Raw genomic sequence first — 20,850 nt, 5'->3', positions numbered from 1 at the left:
TACTAAACTTGTCACTAAATAAGGTCTGAAAAATAAAACCATAGTTTATCATTTCTACTTAGACAAAGAGCAGAACTGGATAAAGCCTTCCAAGATGTAATTAAACGAACATTCGCAGAAATTAGTATCAGAATCAACAGGATATTTTCACATAAAGGAGAAAAAATTTTGGCAGCAGTCCGAGTCCGCCAGCATGTTAATCCACTTGGTAAAAAGTATCAAACACCAGCAAGTCCCCAAGACTTGGAAAAAATTTATGCAAAGCCAAATCAACCGCTACATTTAGATATTGGCTGCGCTAAAGGACAGTTTTTGGTGAATATGGCTCAAATAGAACTCAACTGGAATTTTCTTGGGTTGGAAATTCGGGAACCTCTGGTGGTGGAGGCGAATAAGTTACGTTCTGAGTTAGGTTTGACAAACCTGCACTACTTATTTTGCAATGTGAATAACTCATTGCACTCAGTTTTCTCTTCCCTGCCTCCAGGAAGTTTACAACGCGTTACAATTCAATTCCCCGATCCTTGGTTTAAAACCCGCCATGCTAAACGTCGTGTAGTGCAACCAGAACTAGTGGCAGAATTAGCTAATTATCTTGCAGTTGGGGGAGTTGTATTTCTGCAATCAGATATGGAATTTGTCGCCGTGGAAATGCGCGATCGCTTTGCCGCTCATCCAGCTTATCAGAAAGTTGGTACAGAAGAATGGTTAGCTGAAAACCCGCTACCAGTCCCCACAGAACGGGAAATAGGTACGCAAAAAAAGGGTGAACCTGTTTATCGAGCTTTGTTTGTCAGGCGAGAAGTTCTGAACGAGGGGTAGTGGCGGTATAAGTATCTAGCGCTATAAACGCCAAATTTTGCTTGACATATTTACATTTTATAAATCATATAATGGCAATAATTTTGGGACATAAATATTATAGTTAATGCCCATAATTAACCGAAACATTCAATTTGCATTGGTATGCAAAAGTATAGGACTCCTATTTGATTGCGTGAAAAAACTCGCCCTCAACTCGAAAAGGCTGATTCCATACTCCCTGCCTATCGCGTTTGCGCTTCGTTTAGCGCACCAAGCAAAGAAGTTCATAAATCAAATTGGATTGCTATATATGACTTGATTAATTAAGGTATTTCCAAATAAAAAAATATCCCAAAACTCACCAAAAATCCTCTCTATTTTTCCTCTCTCCGTGTTCTCTGTGTTTCTGTGGTTCGTAATTTATTGTAAATCCCTAATATATACCTCTCCCTAAAAAGAGGACATTTAAAACCTTTTTATTTAGTGACATAAAAGTTTTATTTATGTCTCATTGAGAGTCTTAACGATAGAGTGATTAGCTTTCCTTTCTATTAAAATGAGGACATAATTAGGCAATTTAGTTCAGTAGTTAAGCCTAATAATGTCAAGATTAAAAGGAGAATAAGCATGGAAAGAAAGTATAACGGTAAGCTTGAAATTAACGATCTAATTGATGATGCCGTAAAAAATGCGGTGGAACGACGGAACCAAAGTTTAGATTCAGAAGATGCCTTGTTAGGTTTGTCTGATACAGAAGCCACAAATATAGCAGGTGGTATAGCGTTTCCTATTATTACTACTACAGGAATCATCTACCAGGAACCCGAAGCCTTCTAAAAAAATTATCCTTCTTGGAGGCTCAATTGATGGAAGAATTTGCTGCTAATAAAAGTACACTTTGTCCGAGTGCTAGACCCGAATCTGTGAATAGTGTTGTCTTTGGTGTAGTCGGTGGGACAGTGACAGAACCCCGTGTAGCTTATCTCAAAAAGCCCCAACCTATTACGGATGAACTAATAGCAAAAGCTAGTCCAATTACACCTGCCGAAATTTTTCGGACGGCAGCACCTTGTGCTACTAAAAGTTGTCAGCATTTTGATGGACAAGATTGCCGTCTAGCAATGCGAATTGTAGAAAAGTTACCACCAGTAGCAGAAGAACTACCACCTTGTTCCATACGCCGAGATTGTCGGTGGTGGCAGCAAGAAGGTAAGGCAGCTTGTATGCGTTGCCCGCAAGTTATTACAGATAACTACAACGCATCTGAATTACTAGTTAAGGTGGCGATACCGACTGTTAGTTAAGCAAAGCTACGTCTGTAGTTAAATAATTTCAGGAGAAAATTATGTCCCTAGAAAATGTTCAAGCCTTTTATGCAAAGCTAGCAAATGATGAAGCTTTTCGCGCTCAAATTCAAGGAGTGACAAGTAAAGATGAATATAGCCAAGTTGTTAAAAGTGCTGGCTACGATTTCACTCAGGATGAGTTTGAAGAATATACGGCTCAATTGTTGGAGTCAACTGCTGGCGAAGATGAACTCAAGGATTTAAATGAAAAAGAACTAGAAGCCGTTTTTGGTGGGGCTTCATCAATTCCGGCGAAGGATATTATAGTAGCACAGCCGATATATGGACTTCCTGTTTGGCCACCTATTGATTGTCCACATAAGCCACCTGGTTCCCAGCTTGCTTATGGAGTTATTCAGTCAGATATTTCCGGGACTGCCTAATTAGTATTTTTAAGAATGAAGGAAGCAAGCTGTTCTTGAACTGCTGTTTTTGGTGGAATTAGTTCCGATTTCAGACCATACATCCAGCCAATTTATGGAGTAGTTGTTCGACCTAAACCTCCAAGACCAGTTTGGGTATAAGTTAGCTGTTTTGATAGATAGTAATTTCAGGAATTTCGGGAGAAAATTATGTCTGTAGAAAATGTTCAAGCCTTTTATGCAAGGCTAGCAAGTGATGAAGCTTTTCGTAATCAAATGCAAGGGGTTACAAGTAAGGATGAATGTAGCCAAGTTGTCAAAGACGCTGGCTATGATTTCACCCAAGAAGAGTTTGAAGAATATACGGCTCAATTGTTGGAGTCAACTGCTGGCGACGGTGAACTCAAGGATTTAAATCAAAAAGAACTAGAAGCCGTTTTTGGTGGCGATTCATCAATTACTGGGAAGCCTACTAGTATACCAGGGCTATATGGACTTCCTGTTTGGCCACCCTACCAACTGCTGTATGGAGTTATTCGGATAGATGACATAAGTTAGGAAACCTCTGTTGCTTAAATGACAGTTCAGATTTTTGGGGACGGATAAAGATATATCCGTCCCTTTGCAGATAACTTAATAGAGGGTATTTTAATGACTTATCGCCGAATTAGTTATGCAGTTTGGGAAATTACATTAAAGTGTAATCTAGCTTGCCAGCACTGCGGTTCTCGTGCTGGTCATACAAGGGCGAATGAACTTTCTACAGCAGAAGCCCTTGATTTAGTTAGACAAATGGCGGAAGTGGGAATCACTGAAGTAACCATAATTGGTGGTGAAGCATTTCTGCGTCCTGATTGGCTGGAGATTGCCCAAGCAATTACCCAAGCTGGGATGTTATGTGGTATGACCACTGGGGGTTATGGTATCACTCTGGAGACAGCACGCCGGATGAAGGAAGCTGGAATTAGCGTGGTATCTGTCTCAGTTGATGGCTTAGAAGCAACTCACGATCGCATCCGTGGTAGACAAGGCTCGTGGCAATGGGCATTTAAGACCATGAGCAATCTCAAGGAAGCAGGAATTCCTTTCGGCTGCAACACTCAAATCAATCGTCTCTCTGCACCAGAATTTCCTCGTATTTACGAGCATCTCCGCGATGCCGGCATCTTCGCTTGGCAAATTCAGTTGACTGTACCGATGGGAAATGCAGCAGATAATAGTGAGATTCTGCTGCAACCTTATGAATTACTAGATGTATATCCTATGATTGCTCGTGTTGCTCAACGGGCAAAGCGAGAAGGAGTGCAGGTACAACCGGGAAATAATATCGGCTATTACGGGCCTTATGAGCGACTGTTGCGCGGAGGGGATGCTTGGTCGTTTTGGCAGGGATGTAGCGCTGGATTGTCTGCTTTAGGCATTGAAGCAGATGGTGCGATTAAAGGTTGTCCCTCACTCCCTACTACCGCCTACACTGGAGGTAACATCCGCGACTATTCACTGCGGACAATTATTGAAGAAACCGAGGAACTGCGGTTTAATTTGGGGGCTGGTACTCCCAAAGGAACAGAACATTTGTGGGGTTTCTGTAAGTCTTGCGAATTTGCCGAACTTTGTCGTGGTGGTTGCAGTTGGACTGCTCACGTTTTCTTTGATAAGAGAGGTAATAATCCTTACTGTCATCATCGCGCCCTGACTCAGGAAAAAGGCGGTATTCGGGAGCGCGTATATCTCCAGCGTCGTGCAGATGGGAATCCCTTTGATAACGGCGAGTTTGCTTTGATTGAGGAACCGATTAATACCCCTTGGCCTGAAAACGATCCACTTCATTTTACTAGCGATCGCATTCAATGGCCAGAAGGTTGGGAAGAAGAACCAAATCTAGCATCATCTTTAGTTAGTTCTAGTAATTAAAAACTGCAAAATACCATTTCTATGAATAATATCTCTACTGATATCCCTTCAGAAAATACAACTGTTACTGACTCTCAACCAATCCTATTACCTCGTTCACCTTGGAATAGTCAACTAGCTTATTTGAGAGTTATTTTTCGGGTGAAGAAAGCTTTAGACCGCATCGAAAAAGAAGCAGGTATTTTGAGAATTGAAAACTAGTTAGATTATATCCATAAATTACTTAAGGTTGATTAGGGACTTCCAAATAAAAAAATATCCCAAAACTGACGCAAAAACCCCCTCTATTTCTCCTCTCTCTGTGTTCTCTGCGTCTGGAGTGGTTCGTAATTTATTTCTTGGAAATCCCTTACACAATAAAAACGCGTAGGCAAAGCCCGTCGTAGACATCGCATATTCTCGGAAACTTGGTTTACTGATTATAGTGGCATCAAACTTTTCTTGCTATCGTAATCAACTGTTACCAAAAAATAATGATTTTATGGTGGCATACAAATAATAGATAGTTCATCCATTCAGAGCTTATGACATTTTTATTAAATTCTCATAATGTTTTCGATTATTTAGTTGCAGATGGTTTATGTAATCACTCCAACCAACCACCCAGTCAGGTAGAACCAATTGCAGCTAAAAATTTTAATTTATTAGTTACTTTGTCAGGCGATCGCAAGCTTCTTGTTAAACAAGAACGACACAATCAGGAAGGGAAAGCGGCTGGTGAATTTTTAAGTGAGTGGCGAATTCAAGAATTTTTACAACGATTTCCAAACTTTGACAACTACCGCTTATTTTTGCCAGAGGTACTGCATTTTGATGCCGAGAATTCCATTATTGTCTTTAGATATCTGGATGATTATCGGGATTTAATGGATTTCTACACCAAGGAAAATAGCTTTCCTACAGAAATCGCTACGGCAATTGGTAATATTTTAGGGACTATCCATCGTGATACTTTCAACCGCCAAGAATATCAGGAATTCTTTTCTAAAAATTCAGATAATTTAATGGCTGATCAAGTATCACATTTAGTTCGGGGATTAGAACGGGTTGAACCGGAAATTTTTGGTCTAGTTCCTGGCGATGGGTTAAAGTTTTTTGCTCTATATCAACGTTATGATAGCTTGGGGCAGGCGATCGCTGAATTGGGTAATGCTGTAACACCCTCTTGTCTCACTCACAATGATTTGAAACTAAATAATATTCTTCTGTACAAAGATTGGCAGAATTCCAGTAATAATATTGTCCGGCTAATTGATTGGGAACGCTCGGCTTGGGGAGATCCAGCTTTTGATTTGGGAACACTTCTTGGCAGCTATGTACAAATCTGGCTTACTAGCTTGGTTATCAGTAATTCTTTGAGTATTGAAGAATCTCTACGCTTGGCAATAACACCTTTAGAACTACTTCAGCCTTCAATTGCTACATTAACTCAAGCTTATTTAAACACTTTTCCAGAAATTCTAAAACACCGCCCTGATTTTTTGCAGAGGGTGGTGCAATTTACGGGTTTTGCTTTGATTCAACAGATTCAGGCGATGATTCAATATCAAAAATCTTTTGGCAATATGGGGATTGCTATGCTTCAGGTTGCTAAGACGTTATTAACTCGTCCTGTACAATCGATGCCAACAATTTTTGGTGCTGCTGCTGTTGAATTAACTCACCTGAGTAGTTTTACTGTTTAAATCATTTTGTTATTACTAAAGTAGTTATGCAATTATTAAATTCTTTTCAAACTCAGGTAGAAACTGGTTTAGCTGGGCAATTACTAGATGTTCTGCAAGACATTGTTCGGAAGATTGAGATAAAATCTGATTTCTCCATCCACCATCCAGATTACAAATCTTTAGAATTACCATCTGAGGCAGTTGAACGTTTTCAGAAGATGCCAACTCAGATGCAACAGAAATATCTGAGTCTACAATTGCGAAGTTTTCTTTACGGTATCTATTACAACGGTTCTATGCAAAGTACGTTGGCACTAGATAGGAAAGAAAATGGTTTGCCCCTAGATTTGGAGAATAATACTGTTTTAGGGGTAGATATGGGATTTTATAAGCGATTGCATGAAAGTAATTTTGGAGACGGCTACTTTGACCCTGGTTGGTTTGTTTTGAGAGAAGAAAGTGATGGCAGTTTAGCCGTGACTAAAGGCGGTTTGAGACTGCATATTGAACGGAATAACCATCTTCAACCTACTGAAGTGGCAGCTGTGGTAGGTGATTCTGTCGCTATTCGGATGCCAAAGAATCGAGTACAAAATGGCTTTTACATGGCCGTTGGCAATGCAGGCTTTAGTCGTATTGAAGATGTGAAAATTCAGCCTGTAATTGTACGAATTTATATCAATGTAACTCCTGAAGGTGCTGTGGCAGTGATGAGGAATTTAACACAAGGACTGAATGAGTTAGCAATTCCCTTCAGCTTTAAGGTTTTGTACAATCCCAAAGAATACCAACGCTACGATTCAGGGGTGCTTTACTTTGACAAGAGAGACTATGAAGTTGTTAGGCAAGTCTTAAAAACTGTTTATCAAGAACACCAATTGCATTTTAAGTCAGAAATTCCTTTATTTACCAAACAACTAGCACTAGGGTTGGGGTTGGCAGAAGAACCAGACCAAAAATTTGCTGTTCAAGAAAGTTTTGGCATGAATCGCTGTCAGCTTGTGGCGAATGGGTTGCTGACAGTTTGGTATCAAGAAGATAACTCAACTGAAGGGCGAATGCAGGCTATCTGTGAACAATTTTCTTCTTTGGGAATCGAATTACATCGTTCATATCTTAATGCCAATTCAGAAGATATTTATTAGACATCTCCGGAAAAGAATAGACCCTCTTGCATAAATCCTAAATGTGTCATTTAAGCGAAATGAAACATATTGTGAGATTCTTCTCTACGAGACGCTGCGCGAACACTACACTCCGTTCCGTTCAGAATGACTCATCTATGTTTCATTACATATCTTGATAGGCTTTAATTTTTTCATACAAACTATCAACATTATCTTGAGCAAATAGCTTTTCTTTTAGTTGTAAATAATCACCTTTGCCTAATTTACAAGCTGCCCAAAATTTCATCACCTTGGATGGCTCTAAATGTGTCAGTAAAACTTGTATTACTTCTTGTAAGTTTTGCTGTTCGTTAATAACTTTAATTGTCATCTTCTATCTCCAAAATAAAATCAGTGGGGTTAATTGCTTTGAGTGTTAAACCTTGACAGCGATTGATTAATCTTTTATCGCAAGTGATAAAATAATCACTTTGAGAAGCTTCGGCACAAGCAACGTGGAGAGCATCAATGGCTTTAATCCCTTGTTGTTCTAGTTGTTTTGCTCTCCCTCTAATATTTTCATCTAGTAATACTCTCAATGTAGCTATTTGTAAGTATCGCTCCATTGACTGTTGGTTTACAGTCAATGGGTTACGGCTATTTTCATATTCTAGAACTGAAGAACTAACTAATTCTATTAATTTTGCTTCGACCATTTGTAAAATTAAGATGACAGCTTGTGTTTCTAGAAATACTTTTGGCTGTGTTTGGTCATCAAAGGGGCGGTTATAAATACTTGTGTCTAAATAAACTTTGGTCATGTCACCGCGTCTAATACTTTCTCGGCTTCTTTAACTAACATCATGATCAGCACTCCATAACAAATTAACTAAACGTTTTGCCTGGGAGTCTTCATCAATGAGTAGTTTTAGGCTCAAGGGAGACTCCTTGTTGTTCGAGGCGGTAACGCTTCTCTTCTGCTTCAAGCTTCAAGAGTTCTTGGTGACTTTGGCAATAGTGAATAGCTTCCTCGATCGCAGCAAGGGGGAGGTTCCAATTATCTGCTGCCTCTTCTATTGACATCTGGTTAGCAATCATATCCTGCCACACAGTCGAGGCAAGTAGTTTTCGCCCTTTGATGTAAAGTTGCCGCCGCCAAGGGTGAGGGCGTTCCACCAGATATTGCCAGTCGCCTGTTTGGGGAGATTCAAGTTCTGGGATAAGTAGGCGGACTTGCCCTTCTGGGGTATGGAGAAACAGTTGAGTGCCTGGACGCATCTGGCGCTTGAGAGTAACCATTAGATCGATGGAACGCAGATTGTTTCTTTGGTATTAGGAGCTGCGATCGCATCACGTAGCCAGTTGAGTTTTGCTTCTTGTTCTGGAGTAATGTTGAAGTTCTGTCGCTTGGTTTCTACCGTTTCTGCATTAGATGATATCGGCGTGGTCATGTTACCTCATAACTAGGAATCAGCTTGGTAAGTACAATATGAGTATATCAAACTCATGAAATTGACTTAATTGATGCGATGTCTACGACGGGCAACTCTTGGAGAGGCTACGCCAACGCCTACGCATTTTTGGCAATGGAACCATTTAATATCTGTTGATCAGCCTAGAGTTTGGATGCCAACGCAGAGTGTTTGCGACTGTCAGGGATTGACCAGAGAGTAGATTTAAGAGCGGCTGTGGAAAGCGATCGCGTAGTTTGTGACACATCTTACCTGAGTGACACAGATTGTAGCGAATAGCATGGGGTTTGCTGCTACGCCAGAATGAAATAGCCCTAAATTTTTATCGTTCAGTCTAAGAGGATTCTTGGACTGATTTTTTATTGTTTTTTCTAATTTGTGTTAACCAAGTAAGCAATTAAGAATAAAAAAGGTCATAAATGTTTTATATATGTCATAAAATATAGGGTGTTTTATGCAAATAAATATAAAATTTTTATTTTGACAAAAATCACGTAGTCACTTTTGCAACAAACAAAGCTATAAATGCATTATTTATGGCACAGTCTTTAGTGATACAAACCTTGAAATAATAAATTAAATAAAACATTATTATATCTATGGAATAGAAAAATTAAAAGTCTAATTCCAACTAGAAAAATTTTACTTAGGAGTAATTTCACAATGGCTAACATTGTCATCTCTAATCTACGTCCTGCTGGTGCTGAATTGTTCGATGGTTCTGAAAGCTTTATGAGTGATTTGAACGATACCGAACTGGATATCACTAAAGGTGGTATCACTCCGACGTTGTTTGTTGCTGGTTTTGTTGTTGGTTATGCAGTTTCTAAGGGATTGCTGTAGATTGACTCTTTTCAGAGTTTAACTAAAAAATACCTGCATCTCAGTTTGCTGAAGATGCAGGTATTTTTTAGTTAAACAAAACCATCTGGATAGTAAAGTCGAAATATAAATTGACTAGTACAGTGATCTACTTAGTTAAACCTAAAAAAAATTAAAAATTCTGTAGTACACTACTCTGCAAAAACCCAATCTGGGTCTATAGCATTTGATGGCTACTACCACCATCAAAATATTTGATCTGTAATTAGGTTAACTTACTTATTTTAACTGTTCAATTTGTTGGTTAAGCCACTGATAAAATAAGTTTGAAATGATATTTTTGCGGAATTTTTCATTTAGGTCTGGTTGAATCAGTTCCTCTACTAAAATCAAGTGTACTCCCTTAGAAGTCACTATCGGTTTAATAACCTGTGGCGGTTTAGCAGCAAAAACAGCAGTAGAAATCTCTGGTTTTAAATCTTGGCGACACACTATTCCCAAATATCCACCTTTTCGGCGTAATTCTGTATCCTGAATGTATTTGTGAGCAACATCATAGAAACTTATCTCACCTTCCTTAATCGCATAGAAGAGTTCTATGGCTAAATCTTCATCATCCAGAACAATTTCATACATCACCACGCCAACATAATCTAGTTGGTTTTCAAAGAAAGAGGGTTCAACTTTATCAGCGAAAAGATGATTAGCTAACTTCCCAGAAATGAGACTAATGTCAGCGATTTCTTCAAAATCATCTATAGACAAACCATGTTTCTCTAACCAGTTCCAGGTATCATCAGCACTATCGAGTTTATTGGCTAACCGTATTTGGTCTGCTGCTTTCTGAAGTTCCTCAACCTCCACTTTTATCCCAGCTTCCTCAGCAGCCTCTATAATCACCTTGCGAGTAACAATCTGTTCAACTATCTCAGGAATTTTACAAGATATCTTAACTTGGTGAAGAATCTCTTCGTTAGTAATGGTGATAGGTTGTGACATGATATTTATCCTAAATTTGGTTAGCAAAATTAAACATGAGAGCATGACTTATTAGCTGGATGTAGAGATATTACATGTAAAGTCTCTACATTCTCAATTCCCATGTCCTTTAGACGTAGGGAAGGGGGTTGGGTTTTCTACAATTTCACCCCACCCTGTTGCAACTGCTTAAACGGGTCAAGCAGAAAATCAATAATCCGACGCTGGCGCACAATTACCTCAGCTGTCGCCGTATCCCCAGGACGCAGGGCAATACATTTATTAGCCGAGGGAATACAATTTTGTTTTAAGGCAATTTCTAAGTCATAAGCTGCCACCTTTCCATTAGATGTTTCCACCTCTATGGTAGTAGGAGAAATCTCTAACAATTCTCCTTCCACTATTCCGTAATCCTGAAACGGATAAGCATCAAACTTTAGCTTTACTGGCAACGCTTTTCGCAAAAAACCACTCTCCGTTGTCGCCATTTGTGCCCGAATTATTAGAGGCGAACCTTGGGGTGCAATCTCCGCAATCATTGCTCCCGGCTGCACTACAGAGCCAGCCCGTTGTATCGGTAACTGAAACACTCTACCATTGACGGTGGCTCTTAACTCTCGTTGTCCTAACTGAAACTTTAACGAGACAATCTGACTCTTACTTTGAGCAATTTCTGCCTGAAGCGTAGTAATTTCTGTCTCCAAATTCTTCTGTTGTTCATCAATTTTTAGTACAGCTAACTTACCAGAACGAGTCAACGTCTGATAACTCCTTTCTTGTTCTTTCAATCGCAATAGTGCCTGTTGAATATCTGCATTTGCTTGCCGAATAGTCCGCTCATAACTGCTCTGTTGTTCTAGCAAACGTAGTTTAGCCTGCTGAATATCTGACTTATTTTGTTCGTATAACTGTTGCTTATCTTTAGCTATATCTTGCTTTTGCACAACATTAATTTCTGGAACAACTCCTGACTGCCAAAGACTGCGATAACGTTCAACTTCCCGCTCGGTACTCGCTAAACTACTGTTTACTAACTTATTAGCTGTTTGACTATGCTCAAGAGTTTGCCGTGCTTGATTGACTTGAGCTAATTTTTCGTCTTTTTGTAAATCATAAGAATTCCTCAGAGCATTCATATTCTGTCGCGCTTGGTCAATCTGAGCCTGCTTTTCTAACTGTTGAGATTGATTTTGTTGCTGTTGAGTTGTCAAAGATACGACTAACTGACTTTTAGATGAATTTAACTGAGAAAGTCGATTTAATTGTCCCTCCAATTTTTCCTGTGCCTGCCGCAATTCTGCCTTAACTAATTCCGATTCCAATACCAATAAAGTCTGCCCAACTTTAACCGAATCACCCTCCTTTACCCGAATTTCGGCAACAGTACCTGCCACAGCAGCATCCAACCTAACCGTCTTTCCCTTTGGCTCAAGTCGCCCTCTTGCCGTACCCGTTTCATCCACCTTAGATAGCATCGCCCAAGGTAAAATGATCGACACAAATACCACCAAAAAATACAGCAATCCCCTTGTCCAAACTTGGGGCAAGCTATCAAGTAAATCCTTGGTTGCGTAAGCCCAATCATCAGTTGATATGGCTGGTGTTTGCTCTCTAAAAATTTCCTTGCCCTGTTCTACCTCATAGATTTGGGTTTGAATCCTTCCATTTAATGTGTTTGGCATGATTTTTCCTGATGTCAATTTTGAATTTTGGGGGTGGGGAGTGGGGTGACAAGGGGACAAGAAAATTAGACCTCTTGCATAAATATTTGAAAAGAGGAACGAACCGCAAAGGCGCGAAGGACACAAAGAAAGAAAGAAAGAAAGAAAGAAAGAAAGAAAGAAAGAAAGAAAGAAAGAAAGAAAGAAAGAAAGAAAGAAAGAAAGAAAGAAAGAAAGAAAGAAAGAAAGAAAGAAAGAAAATTTGGTGCAGCCGCACAAATAAATGGTGTTATGGCTGTTCATAATTTGATTCATACAAAAGGTCTATTGTCTCGAGTCATCCTTGTCCTCTTCCCCTTGCCCCCAATTCTCCTTGCCTCCTTGTCCTCTTTTTTCACCCCGCAACATCCATCTGCTGATGATTGAGATAAAAATAATGTCCCCGCTTCGCCATCAACTCTTGGTGAGTGCCACTCTCAATTAAGACGCCCCGATCCAGGACTAAAATCAAATCTGCATTCCGCACAGTTGAAAGGCGATGGGCAATTACTAAGGTGGTTCTGCCTTTGAGAATTGTGTTTAAATTTGTCTGAATAATCCTTTCTGACTCTGCATCCAGATGGGAAGTCGCTTCATCCAAAATCAACAGCTTGGGATTGCCTAACAATGCTTTAGCGATCGCAATTCTTTGTCGCTGTCCTCCAGATAACATCCCTCCTCCTTCACCTATCTGGGTTTCATAACCCATAGGCAACTTTTTAATAAACTCATCAGCACCCGCCAATCGCGCCGCCTCAATAATCTCTGCCAAAGTTGCCCCAGGATGTGCCAAGCTAATATTTTCCCGAATCGTTCCGCCAAACAAAAAGGTATCTTGGTCAACTACGCCAACTTGTTCGCGTAGAGAACGCAATGAAAGACTGCTAATATCCTGTCCATCAATCAACACTTTGCCATCTGTGGGGGGATATAACCCCAAAACCAGCTTAGAAATCGTGGTTTTCCCTGAACCACTCCGTCCCACCAGGGCAACCATTTGCCCACTATGTATTTCAAAACTGAGATTTTCTAAAATATTGATATCGCCTTCAGGGTGATAGCGAAATGTCACGTTGTCAAAGCGAATGTTACCTTGAATGGGTGGTAAAGATTGCCGCGCCTGATGCTGCAAATCCTCTTCTGGTTCCGCATCTAACACATCATTAATGCGTTCCACGGCAATCACCACTTCTTGCAATTGATTCCACAAAACTGTTAATCGTTGGAAGGGTCTAATAATATTTCCCAGCAACATATTAAATGCTACCAATTGCCCAATGGTTAGCTGGTTGTGAATTACTTGGTATGCCCCAAACCACAGCAAGATGGTAGTTACCACTGCTTCAATTGTGTTGCTGAATATTTGCAAGCGATTGCTGATAATTTGTCCGGAAAAGTTAGTTTTTACTTCTTTACTTAATAACTCTTCCCAATGCCAACGCACTGTCTGTTCTACTGCTGTGGATTTAACTGTTCGCACACCAGAAAGGGCTTCAATCAGATAGCTGCTTTCATTAGCAACAGCATTAAATATTTCTCTAGAAATCTTTTGTAAAAAAGGTGTGGCAATCAATGCCAGCAGGAAAAAAGGCGGTACAATCACCAATACTAGCAACGCCATTTGCCAACTGTACCAAAACATCAATCCTAAATAGATAAAGACAGTGACTAAATCCAGCAGGATGGATAACGCCTCACCGGAGAGAAAGCGTTGAATTTTGCGGTTTTCCTGTACACGAGAGATAATATCCCCCACATAACGGGACTCAAAGTAACTCAAGGGTAGCCGCAGAGTATGGCGAATAAATCCTACAATTAGTGCTAAATCGAGCTTATTCGCCGTGTGATCTAACAGATATTGCCGCAACCCTGTCATCGCCACACGGAATAAACTAAAAATTAGTAACCCTAACCCCACCGCCGTTAAGGTTAGTTCAGAACGCTGCACCACTACGCGGTCTAAAATTAACTGCGTGAATAGGGGAGTAACAAGTCCAAAAATTTGGATAAATAAGGAAGCGACAAACACTTCCAGCATCACTAAGGAGTGAGGCTTCATTAATTCAAAGAATTGCCAAAAAGGAGTAGAAGTCTCTTTGGTATCCTTTAGCATAGCCGTCGGTTGCAGCAGCAATGTGTAACCAGTCCAGTTGGCTTTAAATTCGGCGTGGCTGAGGCTGCATTGCCCAATGGCGGGGTCGGCTACAATGACGTGTTTGGGCGTAATTTCGTAGACAACAATGTAATGTTTGCCCTCCCAATGGGCGATCGCAGGCAATTTTTGCTTCGCTAATTGGTCAAGACTCGCCTTAACAGGTCGCGTGGAAAAACCAATACTTTCCGCCGCCGCCGATAACCCCCGCAGTGATGAGCCATTGCGGTCAACATTGGCGATATCCCGCAGGCGATTGACACTAAAGTTTTTCCCCCAATAACGAGACACCATCACTAAACAAGCTGCACCGCAATCTGATCCACTCTGTTGGGCAAAAAACGGATAGCGCCGAATCACACGCTGTAATAAATGCCCCGCTCGCTGCGTGGAGTTGGGAAAATAGGCTTTGCTAATCTTTTTCTCGCGTGGCTTTACTGCTGGCGTTGACAAAATCTTCGTTTCATGCAGCCGTTTTGAGTCAGATGGCAGTACTGGAGTGTTATCCGAGTCCACCTGTTGGGGGTTACGCGATCGCGCCTTAGCCCACAAATGCTTCCGAATTTGAGGATATTTAGCCATTAATGGCCATAGCACTTCACCTGGAACAAAGCATAGTTGTAAGTTGACTGAAGCCCTTGCAGTGTAAGGTCTAAAGTCAACCTCCTTCAACAAGGTAAATTCCCCAAATGAGTCACCTGCCTCTACAGTGGCGATTAACTCATCGGCGTTATCTAGCAACCTGACCTTACCAGCGATCGCAATATAGATTCCTGGTTGAGCATCAGTTCCTTGCCAGAATTTGCCGACTTTCGGGTTGATAAACTTAACTTGTTGAAGACATTGTTGAAATTCCTCTGTCGAAAGAGAATAACCCAGAGTATTGTTGAACTGTTCTAGAGAAACCAACTGAGCGGATATATCTTGCGCCATAAATGTCTGAATCGTTTCCTAATTTTGCGAAGTTCAAAGACAAAAATTCGGAATCATCTGGAATAGCTGCCGATTTCAGGTCACTAATGAAGATTTTGGAACTCTTAGCCTGCTCATTACTGTTTGCTTCAGAATTGCTGGGTTTTGGTAGTGTGGATAATCCCATCTGTTTGAGCAGTCGCTTAATATGGCGATCGCTCACCTCAATCCCAAATTCTTTCGCTAGATGTTTCCCTAGCCAGTTTGTTGTCCACCGCCGAAAAGCATAGCCATGATCGCGGGGACTACTTTTAATCAGTTCTTTTAAACGTTCTAAATACTCGTCATTTATTGCCTTCGGGCGACCAATAGGGCAATCTTGCCATTGGTGCGCCATCCCTGTCCGGGCTATGTGCATCCAATGCCTTGCTGTTGCTGGACAACACCCCAAAATTTGACAAATTTCTGTTTGGGATTTTCCCTCATCTGCCAACAACATGATTTCAATACGTTGTCGGTAAGATTCAGGTAAATCTTTTTCTAAACTTACTAGCAGCAATTTACGCTGAAATGATGTTAAGTACTTAGCAGTAGTTACTTTTATATATCTTGTTTCAATTTTAGTATTGCAATCGGACATATACGTATTATTAACTAGGTTTCTGGACACACGAATATCTTATGAACGATTCATAATCTGGCAATTATCTCTAAGATTAAGTAGAAACATTGCAAAAAAATTATTTTTTGCAACTGTAGTACTTATCACCATTTAGTTTTGTTTTTATGCAAAAAATAATTTAGTTAAGTGATGTTTCTGACAATTTTTGTTGAATATTGCTTTTGTAGATATAAGTTAGGCTACAAATCCAATTTATAAATTCCGAAAATAGTTGCTAAATTTTAGTAACGTCTTTGTAAAGATAAATTTCTAGTGAGCAGAGAAAAAAGAAGTGATAACGGAATCGCCGTTACCACGGGTGAAAATTGCTTTAAGGAACTTTCAAAAAATAAATTATTCCACTTAAAGTCGTTGACTGTTGACTGTTGACTGAAAACTCGTGAACCGTCATATCATGTCCGCTTGATTACTTATTAAACCCGAAGAACCCCACCCCGACAATCGTCGCTTTGTCTCCCCTCCCCGCTTGCGGGGAGGGGTTGGGGGTGGGGTGTAATGACTGTGGTTAGCGTAACTATTTATGCGGACATGATATCAACGGTCAACAGTGAACAATAGCAATGGAATATTTTTTTACTTGGAAGTCCCTTAGATTATTTTGAGATTTCCGGTAGCAAATCAATTCATAAGTTCATTACAACAATTGTTGCAATGATTTAAGCCTTTCTTATATATGTCAGAGTAATTGTTGCAAAGTATTGAGCAATTGCTGCAACTGATTATACATTTGCAAGAAATACTTAAGCCTTTCTTATATATGGAAAAGCATTTGTTGCAAAGTATTAAGCGATTGCTGCAACTGATTATACATTTGCAAGAAATACTTAAGCCTTTCTTATATATGGAAAAGCATTTGTTGCAAACGTTTAAATTTTCACAGATAAAATAGAGTGCATTACGGCTTTAACCTAACGCATCGTGCTATCTAGTGATGCGTTAGACGCTCATTTCAACAAAATCCTTATCCTCTTCAAGCCCAAGCTTAGGCTACTTGAATTATTGCTCGACTTGGTGGTTGGTCTTGCAAGTACTCTGTATGACAGGAAGCAGCACTTCTGAGAATAGAGTTGGTTAAATTAATCGGGCGATCGCTAATTGGATTATTGACAGGAAAAAGCTTGACTGGCTGAGAATAAGAATCGGGGATGATTCTGATCGAATTAGCAGCAAATAATTTTCTCGCTGGTTTGGGAATATCTGACTCTGGGTAATGCAGCCCTAAGTATGGTTCTAGGCTTTCTAATTTTTCTTCAGCAACAACGGAACCATGCCCATCATCATCGAATTTATATAGCATTACCCTGTCAAATTCCGTTTTAGTATCTAATTTTCCATGCCCTGGTGTTGCGTTTTGCAGCCTTAGTCTCATCTGCTTGCGCTTTGAAAAGTCTAACAGCCGTTAAAGTTACATAGCGATAAGAAATGTGAAAACCATCTGATTAAATAATTCTGTATGTGTGTAGCTATGTTAACGTGAGTTCAACAAACCTCTCCCTGCCTTGAACCCTCTCCGAATCGGAGAGGGACGGTTTTGCGTAGTAAAACCTTCTTAGAGGTCTTTTTGTTATGCCTAGTTAGGCAGACTATAATCTATCAAACTCACTTATGTTAACTTTAGGAATAAGTTATACCAATTCTGTATGAAAATAGTTAAAAGGGTTTAGCGCAGCCTCACAAAGAAATGGTATTAGGAGTTATACCAATTCTGTATGAAGATGCGCTAAACCATATATAAATACAAAAAAGAAAAAAGAATAAAGAAAAACGAACCGCAAAGGACGCAAAGGACACAAAGAAAGAAAGAAAGAAAGAAAGAAAGAAAGAAAGAAGTTAGAAGGGTTTGGCGCAGCCTCACAAAGAAATGGTATTAGGAGTTAGGAGTTATTATTCTTCAAATGCTCCATGCCCCTTCAATCAAATCCAAGAGTTGAACCACATTCGCAGCTTATAATCGTGAGGTGAGAGGGGTAAACCCAAATAGATGGGCATCCAGAAAATAAAAGCAGCCAGAATGATAAAAGTAATGGTGACACCTAGCGCCCGGAGTTGTTGATAATAACTGCGAAGACACTGATCAACAAACCAAGCGATCGCTAAAAATATAAACACCACTGCACACATATAGTGGTATATAAAAACGCACCTTGTCACTTTTACCCAAGGTAATAAGTTAGCAGCATAATTTATAACTAAATACAAGGCAATCCAAGTATCAACACCCAGAGTTGCAGGTACTGAAAAACGCTTTTCTTTCACCCAAGAAATTACGGGTTGTGACACCAGCATCCCTACTAAAAACAACATAGCAGCGACACCAAACCACCACAAAAATGGATTGCCCATTGCATGGACATCATAAATAACTTGTCCAGCATTGGCAGGCAAAGGCGGCCCCATCACAGGTAACGGTTCAGTGATACTTTCAGCCGTTTGATAATAATATGCCATTGGTCGAGTCATCAACGGCCATTTGTACCAGGCAGCACAGTAAGGATGCACGTTAGGGCTATTGCCACCTAGCTGTAGGTGAAACTTCAAAATTTGCTGATGTACTGCAATAAATCCATAAGTTTTATCTAGTTGAAGGTGAGGAATCCAGATAATGCTGTAAATCAAAGCTGGGATAATTCCTAGATAAAACAGCATGTGAAAAATATTTAGCTGAGTTAGGTTTTGTAGTGGTGTCTCAGATGAGGATGATGAGGGTGATGAGGGGGATGAGGGGGATGAGGGGGATGAGGGGGATGAGGGGGATGAGGGAGATGGGGGGGATGGGGGAGAATAAGTACTAACACTTAATTCCTGACTGCTGACTGCTGACTGCTGACTGCTGACTGCTGATTCCTGACTGCTGATTCCTGATTCCTTCAATGAAGGGTATGTAAAAAAGAGTTTGGAATTAAGAAAAGAATGTATCAAATGGATTACCCAAGCTGCTATCCAAATGAGATAAGCACCTGAGAGGAACCATAAACCATTCCACTTGGTACCGACTGACGCACCAAAAGCAATGCCAGCAAAAACTAACCAAAAAGAACGTCGCCGATTTTGGTTATCTAATGCCAATAATAAAAACCAGTGCCCTAACAAACCAAAGATGACGATATAAATATTACTTAAAGCATAGCGAGACTCAACTAGAAAGATGCCATCACAAGCTGTAAACAAACCTGCAAGGATTGCAAAGCTACGACGATAACTCAAGTGATAAGCGATCGCAGCTACAACTAAAGGGATAAATGAGCCGGTAAGGGCATTAAACCACCGATAAGTCCAAGGCGATCGCAATGATCCTGTCAGCCCATTTACCGTATCGTGCCAAAAAGGAATGTGACTGCCAATCCAAATGCCAATGCCGATCATATATTGACTCAGCGGCGGATGAGCATTAAAAAATGGCGTATGCGTGAGATAATTATTACCAAATTTTGCAAAGTAAACTTCATCAAATACCAGAGTGTTAAATCGCTCCAGCCCCCAAAACCTCAAGGCGAGTGAGAAAAGAAATACACTCACCATCCCAATTCGGAACCACTTTTTAGTCATTAGTCATTAGTCATTAGTTATTCTTTCTCCCCCTGCTCCCTGCTCCCTGCTCCCCCTCTACTCTTCAGGTGCATCTAGTTGGAACAGGAGTAGTTCAATACCGTAATACTTGTTTGTCCGCCCTATTGGCTTCATACCCAATCGTTCTGTTACACGGATTGAAGCATGATTTTCTGGCTTCACTACGGCATAAATCACTGGCAAGTTCAGGACACTAAATCCGTAGTTGAGCATAACTCGTCCTGCTTCTGTTGCATACCCTTTACCCCAAGAAGCTCGCCTCAAGTGCCAGCCTACCTCATAATCTTGAGTGGGTAAACCATCTTTGTCGGGCAATTGTTTGAGAAGGATAGTTCCCACAATTGTTGTACTTTCCTTTTCAAAAATTGCCCAAGATCCAGTACCATTGTTGCGTTGGTGCATTCGCTCGATACCTTCAATCAAGCGCTGACGCTGTGACTCAATACTTGTGACGCGAGAAGATTTACCAAGAAAGTGCGTAACTTCAGGATCACTGTAAATTGCAAACGCTTGTTCGGCATCGCTTTCGGGTATCCAACTGCGAATGATCAAGCGTTCGGTTTCCAAAAGATTTGTCATCTTGCTTTTGGCTAAAATAAATCGCCATTCTGCAAAATACTAAGATACTTATGGTTGAGCAGTCAAAAGTTTTGTAGACAATTACACAAACAAAATATGGCGATCGCTATGTTATGGGCAATTATCCAGAAGTTCAACTACCGTTGGTTATGCGATGCCTGCGGCGGTAGTGCGATTCGTTCAGTCAAAAACAAGTAGTAATACTTAGGGATGGCTGGCTTTTGTTGGGTAACCCATCCTGGGTTGAGTTCGCACTTTAATCCTCAACAAATGACAACTCATTATCCATGTAGGTGAGGAAATCTAGTCGAGCCACAAGCTAAGAAAACTAGAGAGGCAACGGGGGGACAAAGGTTTACACCAAAATAATAACCTACCTCACAATAAACCAAGTCCTACTGTCCCCACCATGTACGACCGTGCAGTACAAGCCGTAGTCAAATCTGCACTAGAGCCTGAATGGGAGGCGGTTTTTGAACCAAATTCCTACGGCTTTAGACCAGGAAGGTCTTGCCACGATGCAATTAAACACATCAAACTCTGTATCCAAAACCAGGCGAAATTTGTACTAGATGCGGATATAGCTAAATGTTTTGATTGCATAAACCACGTAGCCCTACTCCAGAAACTCAATATCAGAGGAAAAGTCAGGCAACAAATAAAAGCTTGGCTAAAATCTGGAGTCATAGACTCTGGGGCGTTTACTGCTACATCTGTTAGCGAAGCGGGCGCGCGTACTCGCGCGACGGGTACACCGCAAGGTGGTGTTATTTCACCATTACTTGCA

Annotated in this window: 24 protein-coding genes and 1 pseudogene; 14 read left to right on the top strand and 11 right to left on the bottom strand. The window is 40.5% G+C overall.

The window, feature by feature from the left end; all coding sequences use genetic code 11:
• Positions 1-168 precede the first annotated feature (168 nt).
• From trmB to LC586_RS30990, 9 genes are all read left to right on the top strand, one after another.
• Positions 169-822, top strand: a complete 654-nt coding sequence (trmB, locus tag LC586_RS31030; protein ID WP_229489227.1) for a tRNA (guanosine(46)-N7)-methyltransferase TrmB — start codon at positions 169-171, stop codon at positions 820-822.
• Positions 823-1,431: 609 nt separating this feature from the next.
• Entirely contained in the window at positions 1,432-1,641 is a 210-nt protein-coding gene (locus LC586_RS31025; RefSeq protein ID WP_229489225.1) for a hypothetical protein, read from the top strand.
• A 29-nt stretch (positions 1,642-1,670) separates the two neighbouring features.
• The gene (locus LC586_RS31020; RefSeq protein ID WP_229489223.1) at positions 1,671-2,108 is read left to right on the top strand and encodes a nitrogen fixation protein; all 438 of its coding nucleotides are present in this window, start codon (positions 1,671-1,673) and stop codon (positions 2,106-2,108) included.
• Positions 2,109-2,149: 41 nt separating this feature from the next.
• Positions 2,150-2,533 carry a Nif11-like leader peptide family natural product precursor gene (locus LC586_RS31015; protein ID WP_229489221.1) on the top strand — a complete coding sequence of 128 codons (384 nt, stop codon included), beginning with the start codon at positions 2,150-2,152 and terminating at the stop codon, positions 2,531-2,533.
• A gap of 189 nt (positions 2,534-2,722) precedes the next feature.
• Entirely contained in the window at positions 2,723-3,070 is a 348-nt protein-coding gene (locus LC586_RS31010) for a Nif11-like leader peptide family natural product precursor (RefSeq protein WP_229489219.1), read from the top strand.
• Between the two features lie 93 nt (positions 3,071-3,163).
• Positions 3,164-4,426, top strand: a complete 1,263-nt coding sequence (locus tag LC586_RS31005; protein WP_229489218.1) for a nif11-class peptide radical SAM maturase 3 — start codon at positions 3,164-3,166, stop codon at positions 4,424-4,426.
• Between the two features lie 21 nt (positions 4,427-4,447).
• A complete protein-coding gene (locus tag LC586_RS31000) occupies positions 4,448-4,627 on the top strand; it encodes a hypothetical protein (RefSeq protein ID WP_229489216.1) in 180 nt (59 codons plus the stop codon).
• A 323-nt stretch (positions 4,628-4,950) separates the two neighbouring features.
• Positions 4,951-6,111, top strand: coding sequence for a phosphotransferase family protein (locus LC586_RS30995; protein WP_229489215.1), 1,161 nt, complete (start codon positions 4,951-4,953; stop codon positions 6,109-6,111).
• 26 nt (positions 6,112-6,137) lie between these two features.
• Positions 6,138-7,238, top strand: a complete 1,101-nt coding sequence (locus LC586_RS30990) for a T3SS effector HopA1 family protein (protein ID WP_229489214.1) — start codon at positions 6,138-6,140, stop codon at positions 7,236-7,238.
• Between the two features lie 145 nt (positions 7,239-7,383).
• On the opposite strand, the gene LC586_RS30985 is transcribed toward LC586_RS30990, so the two are convergent.
• From LC586_RS30985 to LC586_RS30970, 4 genes are all read right to left on the bottom strand, one after another.
• The gene (locus LC586_RS30985; RefSeq protein WP_229489212.1) at positions 7,384-7,590 is read right to left on the bottom strand and encodes a hypothetical protein; all 207 of its coding nucleotides are present in this window, start codon (positions 7,588-7,590) and stop codon (positions 7,384-7,386) included.
• Positions 7,580-8,020 (bottom strand): PIN domain-containing protein, encoded by a 441-nt coding sequence (locus LC586_RS30980; protein WP_229489210.1) that lies wholly within the window; start codon positions 8,018-8,020, stop codon positions 7,580-7,582. The genes LC586_RS30985 and LC586_RS30980 overlap by 11 nt, the downstream gene beginning before the upstream one ends.
• Before the next feature lie 94 nt (positions 8,021-8,114).
• Positions 8,115-8,498, bottom strand: a complete 384-nt coding sequence (locus LC586_RS30975; protein ID WP_229489209.1) for a hypothetical protein — start codon at positions 8,496-8,498, stop codon at positions 8,115-8,117.
• On the bottom strand, positions 8,498-8,650 hold the full coding sequence (locus LC586_RS30970; RefSeq protein WP_229489207.1) for a hypothetical protein: 153 nt from the start codon (positions 8,648-8,650) through the stop codon (positions 8,498-8,500). Before LC586_RS30970 ends, LC586_RS30975 begins: the two co-directional genes overlap by 1 nt.
• 171 nt (positions 8,651-8,821) lie before the next feature.
• On the opposite strand from LC586_RS30970, the gene LC586_RS40895 reads away from it, so the two are divergent.
• The gene (locus tag LC586_RS40895) at positions 8,822-8,950 is read left to right on the top strand and encodes a hypothetical protein (RefSeq protein WP_267921760.1); all 129 of its coding nucleotides are present in this window, start codon (positions 8,822-8,824) and stop codon (positions 8,948-8,950) included.
• 384 nt (positions 8,951-9,334) lie between these two features.
• Positions 9,335-9,514, top strand: a complete 180-nt coding sequence (locus tag LC586_RS30965) for a hypothetical protein (RefSeq protein ID WP_229489206.1) — start codon at positions 9,335-9,337, stop codon at positions 9,512-9,514.
• Positions 9,515-9,772: 258 nt separating this feature from the next.
• On the opposite strand, the gene LC586_RS30960 is transcribed toward LC586_RS30965, so the two are convergent.
• Both LC586_RS30960 and LC586_RS30955 read right to left on the bottom strand, forming a co-directional pair.
• Entirely contained in the window at positions 9,773-10,492 is a 720-nt protein-coding gene (locus LC586_RS30960; RefSeq protein WP_229489204.1) for a foldase protein PrsA, read from the bottom strand.
• Positions 10,493-10,629: 137 nt separating this feature from the next.
• Positions 10,630-12,153, bottom strand: coding sequence for a beta-barrel domain-containing protein (locus LC586_RS30955; protein WP_229489202.1), 1,524 nt, complete (start codon positions 12,151-12,153; stop codon positions 10,630-10,632).
• A gap of 20 nt (positions 12,154-12,173) precedes the next feature.
• Between LC586_RS30955 and LC586_RS30950 the strand changes: the two genes are divergently transcribed.
• Entirely contained in the window at positions 12,174-12,437 is a 264-nt protein-coding gene (locus tag LC586_RS30950; RefSeq protein WP_229489200.1) for a hypothetical protein, read from the top strand.
• Between the two features lie 89 nt (positions 12,438-12,526).
• Here the strand turns inward: LC586_RS30950 and LC586_RS30945 are convergent, their stop codons facing one another.
• From LC586_RS30945 to LC586_RS30925, 5 genes and pseudogenes are all read right to left on the bottom strand, one after another.
• Complete coding sequence (locus LC586_RS30945) at positions 12,527-15,256, bottom strand: peptidase domain-containing ABC transporter (protein ID WP_229489197.1); 2,730 nt, start codon at positions 15,254-15,256, stop codon at positions 12,527-12,529.
• Positions 15,150-15,875 (bottom strand): helix-turn-helix domain-containing protein, encoded by a 726-nt coding sequence (locus LC586_RS30940; RefSeq protein WP_229489194.1) that lies wholly within the window; start codon positions 15,873-15,875, stop codon positions 15,150-15,152. The genes LC586_RS30945 and LC586_RS30940 overlap by 107 nt, the downstream gene beginning before the upstream one ends.
• 1,060 nt (positions 15,876-16,935) lie before the next feature.
• Positions 16,936-17,232 (bottom strand): annotated as a pseudogene (locus tag LC586_RS30935) (GAF domain-containing protein); the annotation flags it as partial.
• Positions 17,233-17,831: 599 nt separating this feature from the next.
• Positions 17,832-19,463 carry a dolichyl-phosphate-mannose--protein mannosyltransferase gene (locus LC586_RS30930; protein WP_229489191.1) on the bottom strand — a complete coding sequence of 544 codons (1,632 nt, stop codon included), beginning with the start codon at positions 19,461-19,463 and terminating at the stop codon, positions 17,832-17,834.
• 57 nt (positions 19,464-19,520) lie between these two features.
• Complete coding sequence (locus tag LC586_RS30925; RefSeq protein ID WP_229489187.1) at positions 19,521-20,063, bottom strand: GNAT family N-acetyltransferase; 543 nt, start codon at positions 20,061-20,063, stop codon at positions 19,521-19,523.
• Between the two features lie 54 nt (positions 20,064-20,117).
• Here LC586_RS30925 and LC586_RS30920 point away from each other — a divergent pair, with 54 nt between their 5' ends.
• Positions 20,118-20,261: a hypothetical protein gene (locus tag LC586_RS30920; protein ID WP_229489184.1), complete on the top strand. Its 144-nt coding sequence runs from the start codon at positions 20,118-20,120 to the stop codon at positions 20,259-20,261.
• A gap of 211 nt (positions 20,262-20,472) precedes the next feature.
• A partial coding sequence (locus LC586_RS30915) for a reverse transcriptase domain-containing protein (RefSeq protein WP_267921759.1) occupies positions 20,473-20,850 on the top strand: 378 nt, incomplete at its 3' end.

Origin of the sequence: Nostoc favosum CHAB5714 (genome assembly GCF_020829495.1) — a bacterium.
Classification (GTDB): Bacteria; Cyanobacteriota; Cyanobacteriia; order Cyanobacteriales; family Nostocaceae; genus Nostoc; species Nostoc favosum.
This window is presented reverse-complemented; position numbering and strand designations above follow the sequence as displayed.

Excerpts from the sequence above, each read along its gene's own strand:
- LC586_RS31025 (WP_229489225.1), top strand. The coding sequence starts at position 1,432 with ATGGAAAGAAAGTATAACGGTAAGCTTGAAATTAACGATCTAATTGAT.
- LC586_RS31020 (WP_229489223.1), top strand. The coding sequence starts at position 1,671 with ATGGAAGAATTTGCTGCTAATAAAAGTACACTTTGTCCGAGTGCTAGA.
- LC586_RS31015 (WP_229489221.1), top strand. The coding sequence starts at position 2,150 with ATGTCCCTAGAAAATGTTCAAGCCTTTTATGCAAAGCTAGCAAATGAT.
- LC586_RS31010 (WP_229489219.1), top strand. The coding sequence starts at position 2,723 with ATGTCTGTAGAAAATGTTCAAGCCTTTTATGCAAGGCTAGCAAGTGAT.
- LC586_RS31005 (WP_229489218.1), top strand. The coding sequence starts at position 3,164 with ATGACTTATCGCCGAATTAGTTATGCAGTTTGGGAAATTACATTAAAG.
- LC586_RS31000 (WP_229489216.1), top strand. The coding sequence starts at position 4,448 with ATGAATAATATCTCTACTGATATCCCTTCAGAAAATACAACTGTTACT.
- LC586_RS30995 (WP_229489215.1), top strand. The coding sequence starts at position 4,951 with ATGACATTTTTATTAAATTCTCATAATGTTTTCGATTATTTAGTTGCA.
- LC586_RS30990 (WP_229489214.1), top strand. The coding sequence starts at position 6,138 with ATGCAATTATTAAATTCTTTTCAAACTCAGGTAGAAACTGGTTTAGCT.
- LC586_RS30985 (WP_229489212.1), bottom strand. The coding sequence starts at position 7,590 with ATGACAATTAAAGTTATTAACGAACAGCAAAACTTACAAGAAGTAATA.
- LC586_RS30980 (WP_229489210.1), bottom strand. The coding sequence starts at position 8,020 with ATGACCAAAGTTTATTTAGACACAAGTATTTATAACCGCCCCTTTGAT.
- LC586_RS30975 (WP_229489209.1), bottom strand. The coding sequence starts at position 8,498 with ATGGTTACTCTCAAGCGCCAGATGCGTCCAGGCACTCAACTGTTTCTC.
- LC586_RS30970 (WP_229489207.1), bottom strand. The coding sequence starts at position 8,650 with ATGACCACGCCGATATCATCTAATGCAGAAACGGTAGAAACCAAGCGA.
- LC586_RS30965 (WP_229489206.1), top strand. The coding sequence starts at position 9,335 with ATGGCTAACATTGTCATCTCTAATCTACGTCCTGCTGGTGCTGAATTG.
- LC586_RS30960 (WP_229489204.1), bottom strand. The coding sequence starts at position 10,492 with ATGTCACAACCTATCACCATTACTAACGAAGAGATTCTTCACCAAGTT.
- LC586_RS30955 (WP_229489202.1), bottom strand. The coding sequence starts at position 12,153 with ATGCCAAACACATTAAATGGAAGGATTCAAACCCAAATCTATGAGGTA.
- LC586_RS30945 (WP_229489197.1), bottom strand. The coding sequence starts at position 15,256 with ATGGCGCAAGATATATCCGCTCAGTTGGTTTCTCTAGAACAGTTCAAC.
- LC586_RS30940 (WP_229489194.1), bottom strand. The coding sequence starts at position 15,875 with ATGTCCGATTGCAATACTAAAATTGAAACAAGATATATAAAAGTAACT.
- LC586_RS30930 (WP_229489191.1), bottom strand. The coding sequence starts at position 19,463 with ATGACTAAAAAGTGGTTCCGAATTGGGATGGTGAGTGTATTTCTTTTC.
- LC586_RS30925 (WP_229489187.1), bottom strand. The coding sequence starts at position 20,063 with ATGACAAATCTTTTGGAAACCGAACGCTTGATCATTCGCAGTTGGATA.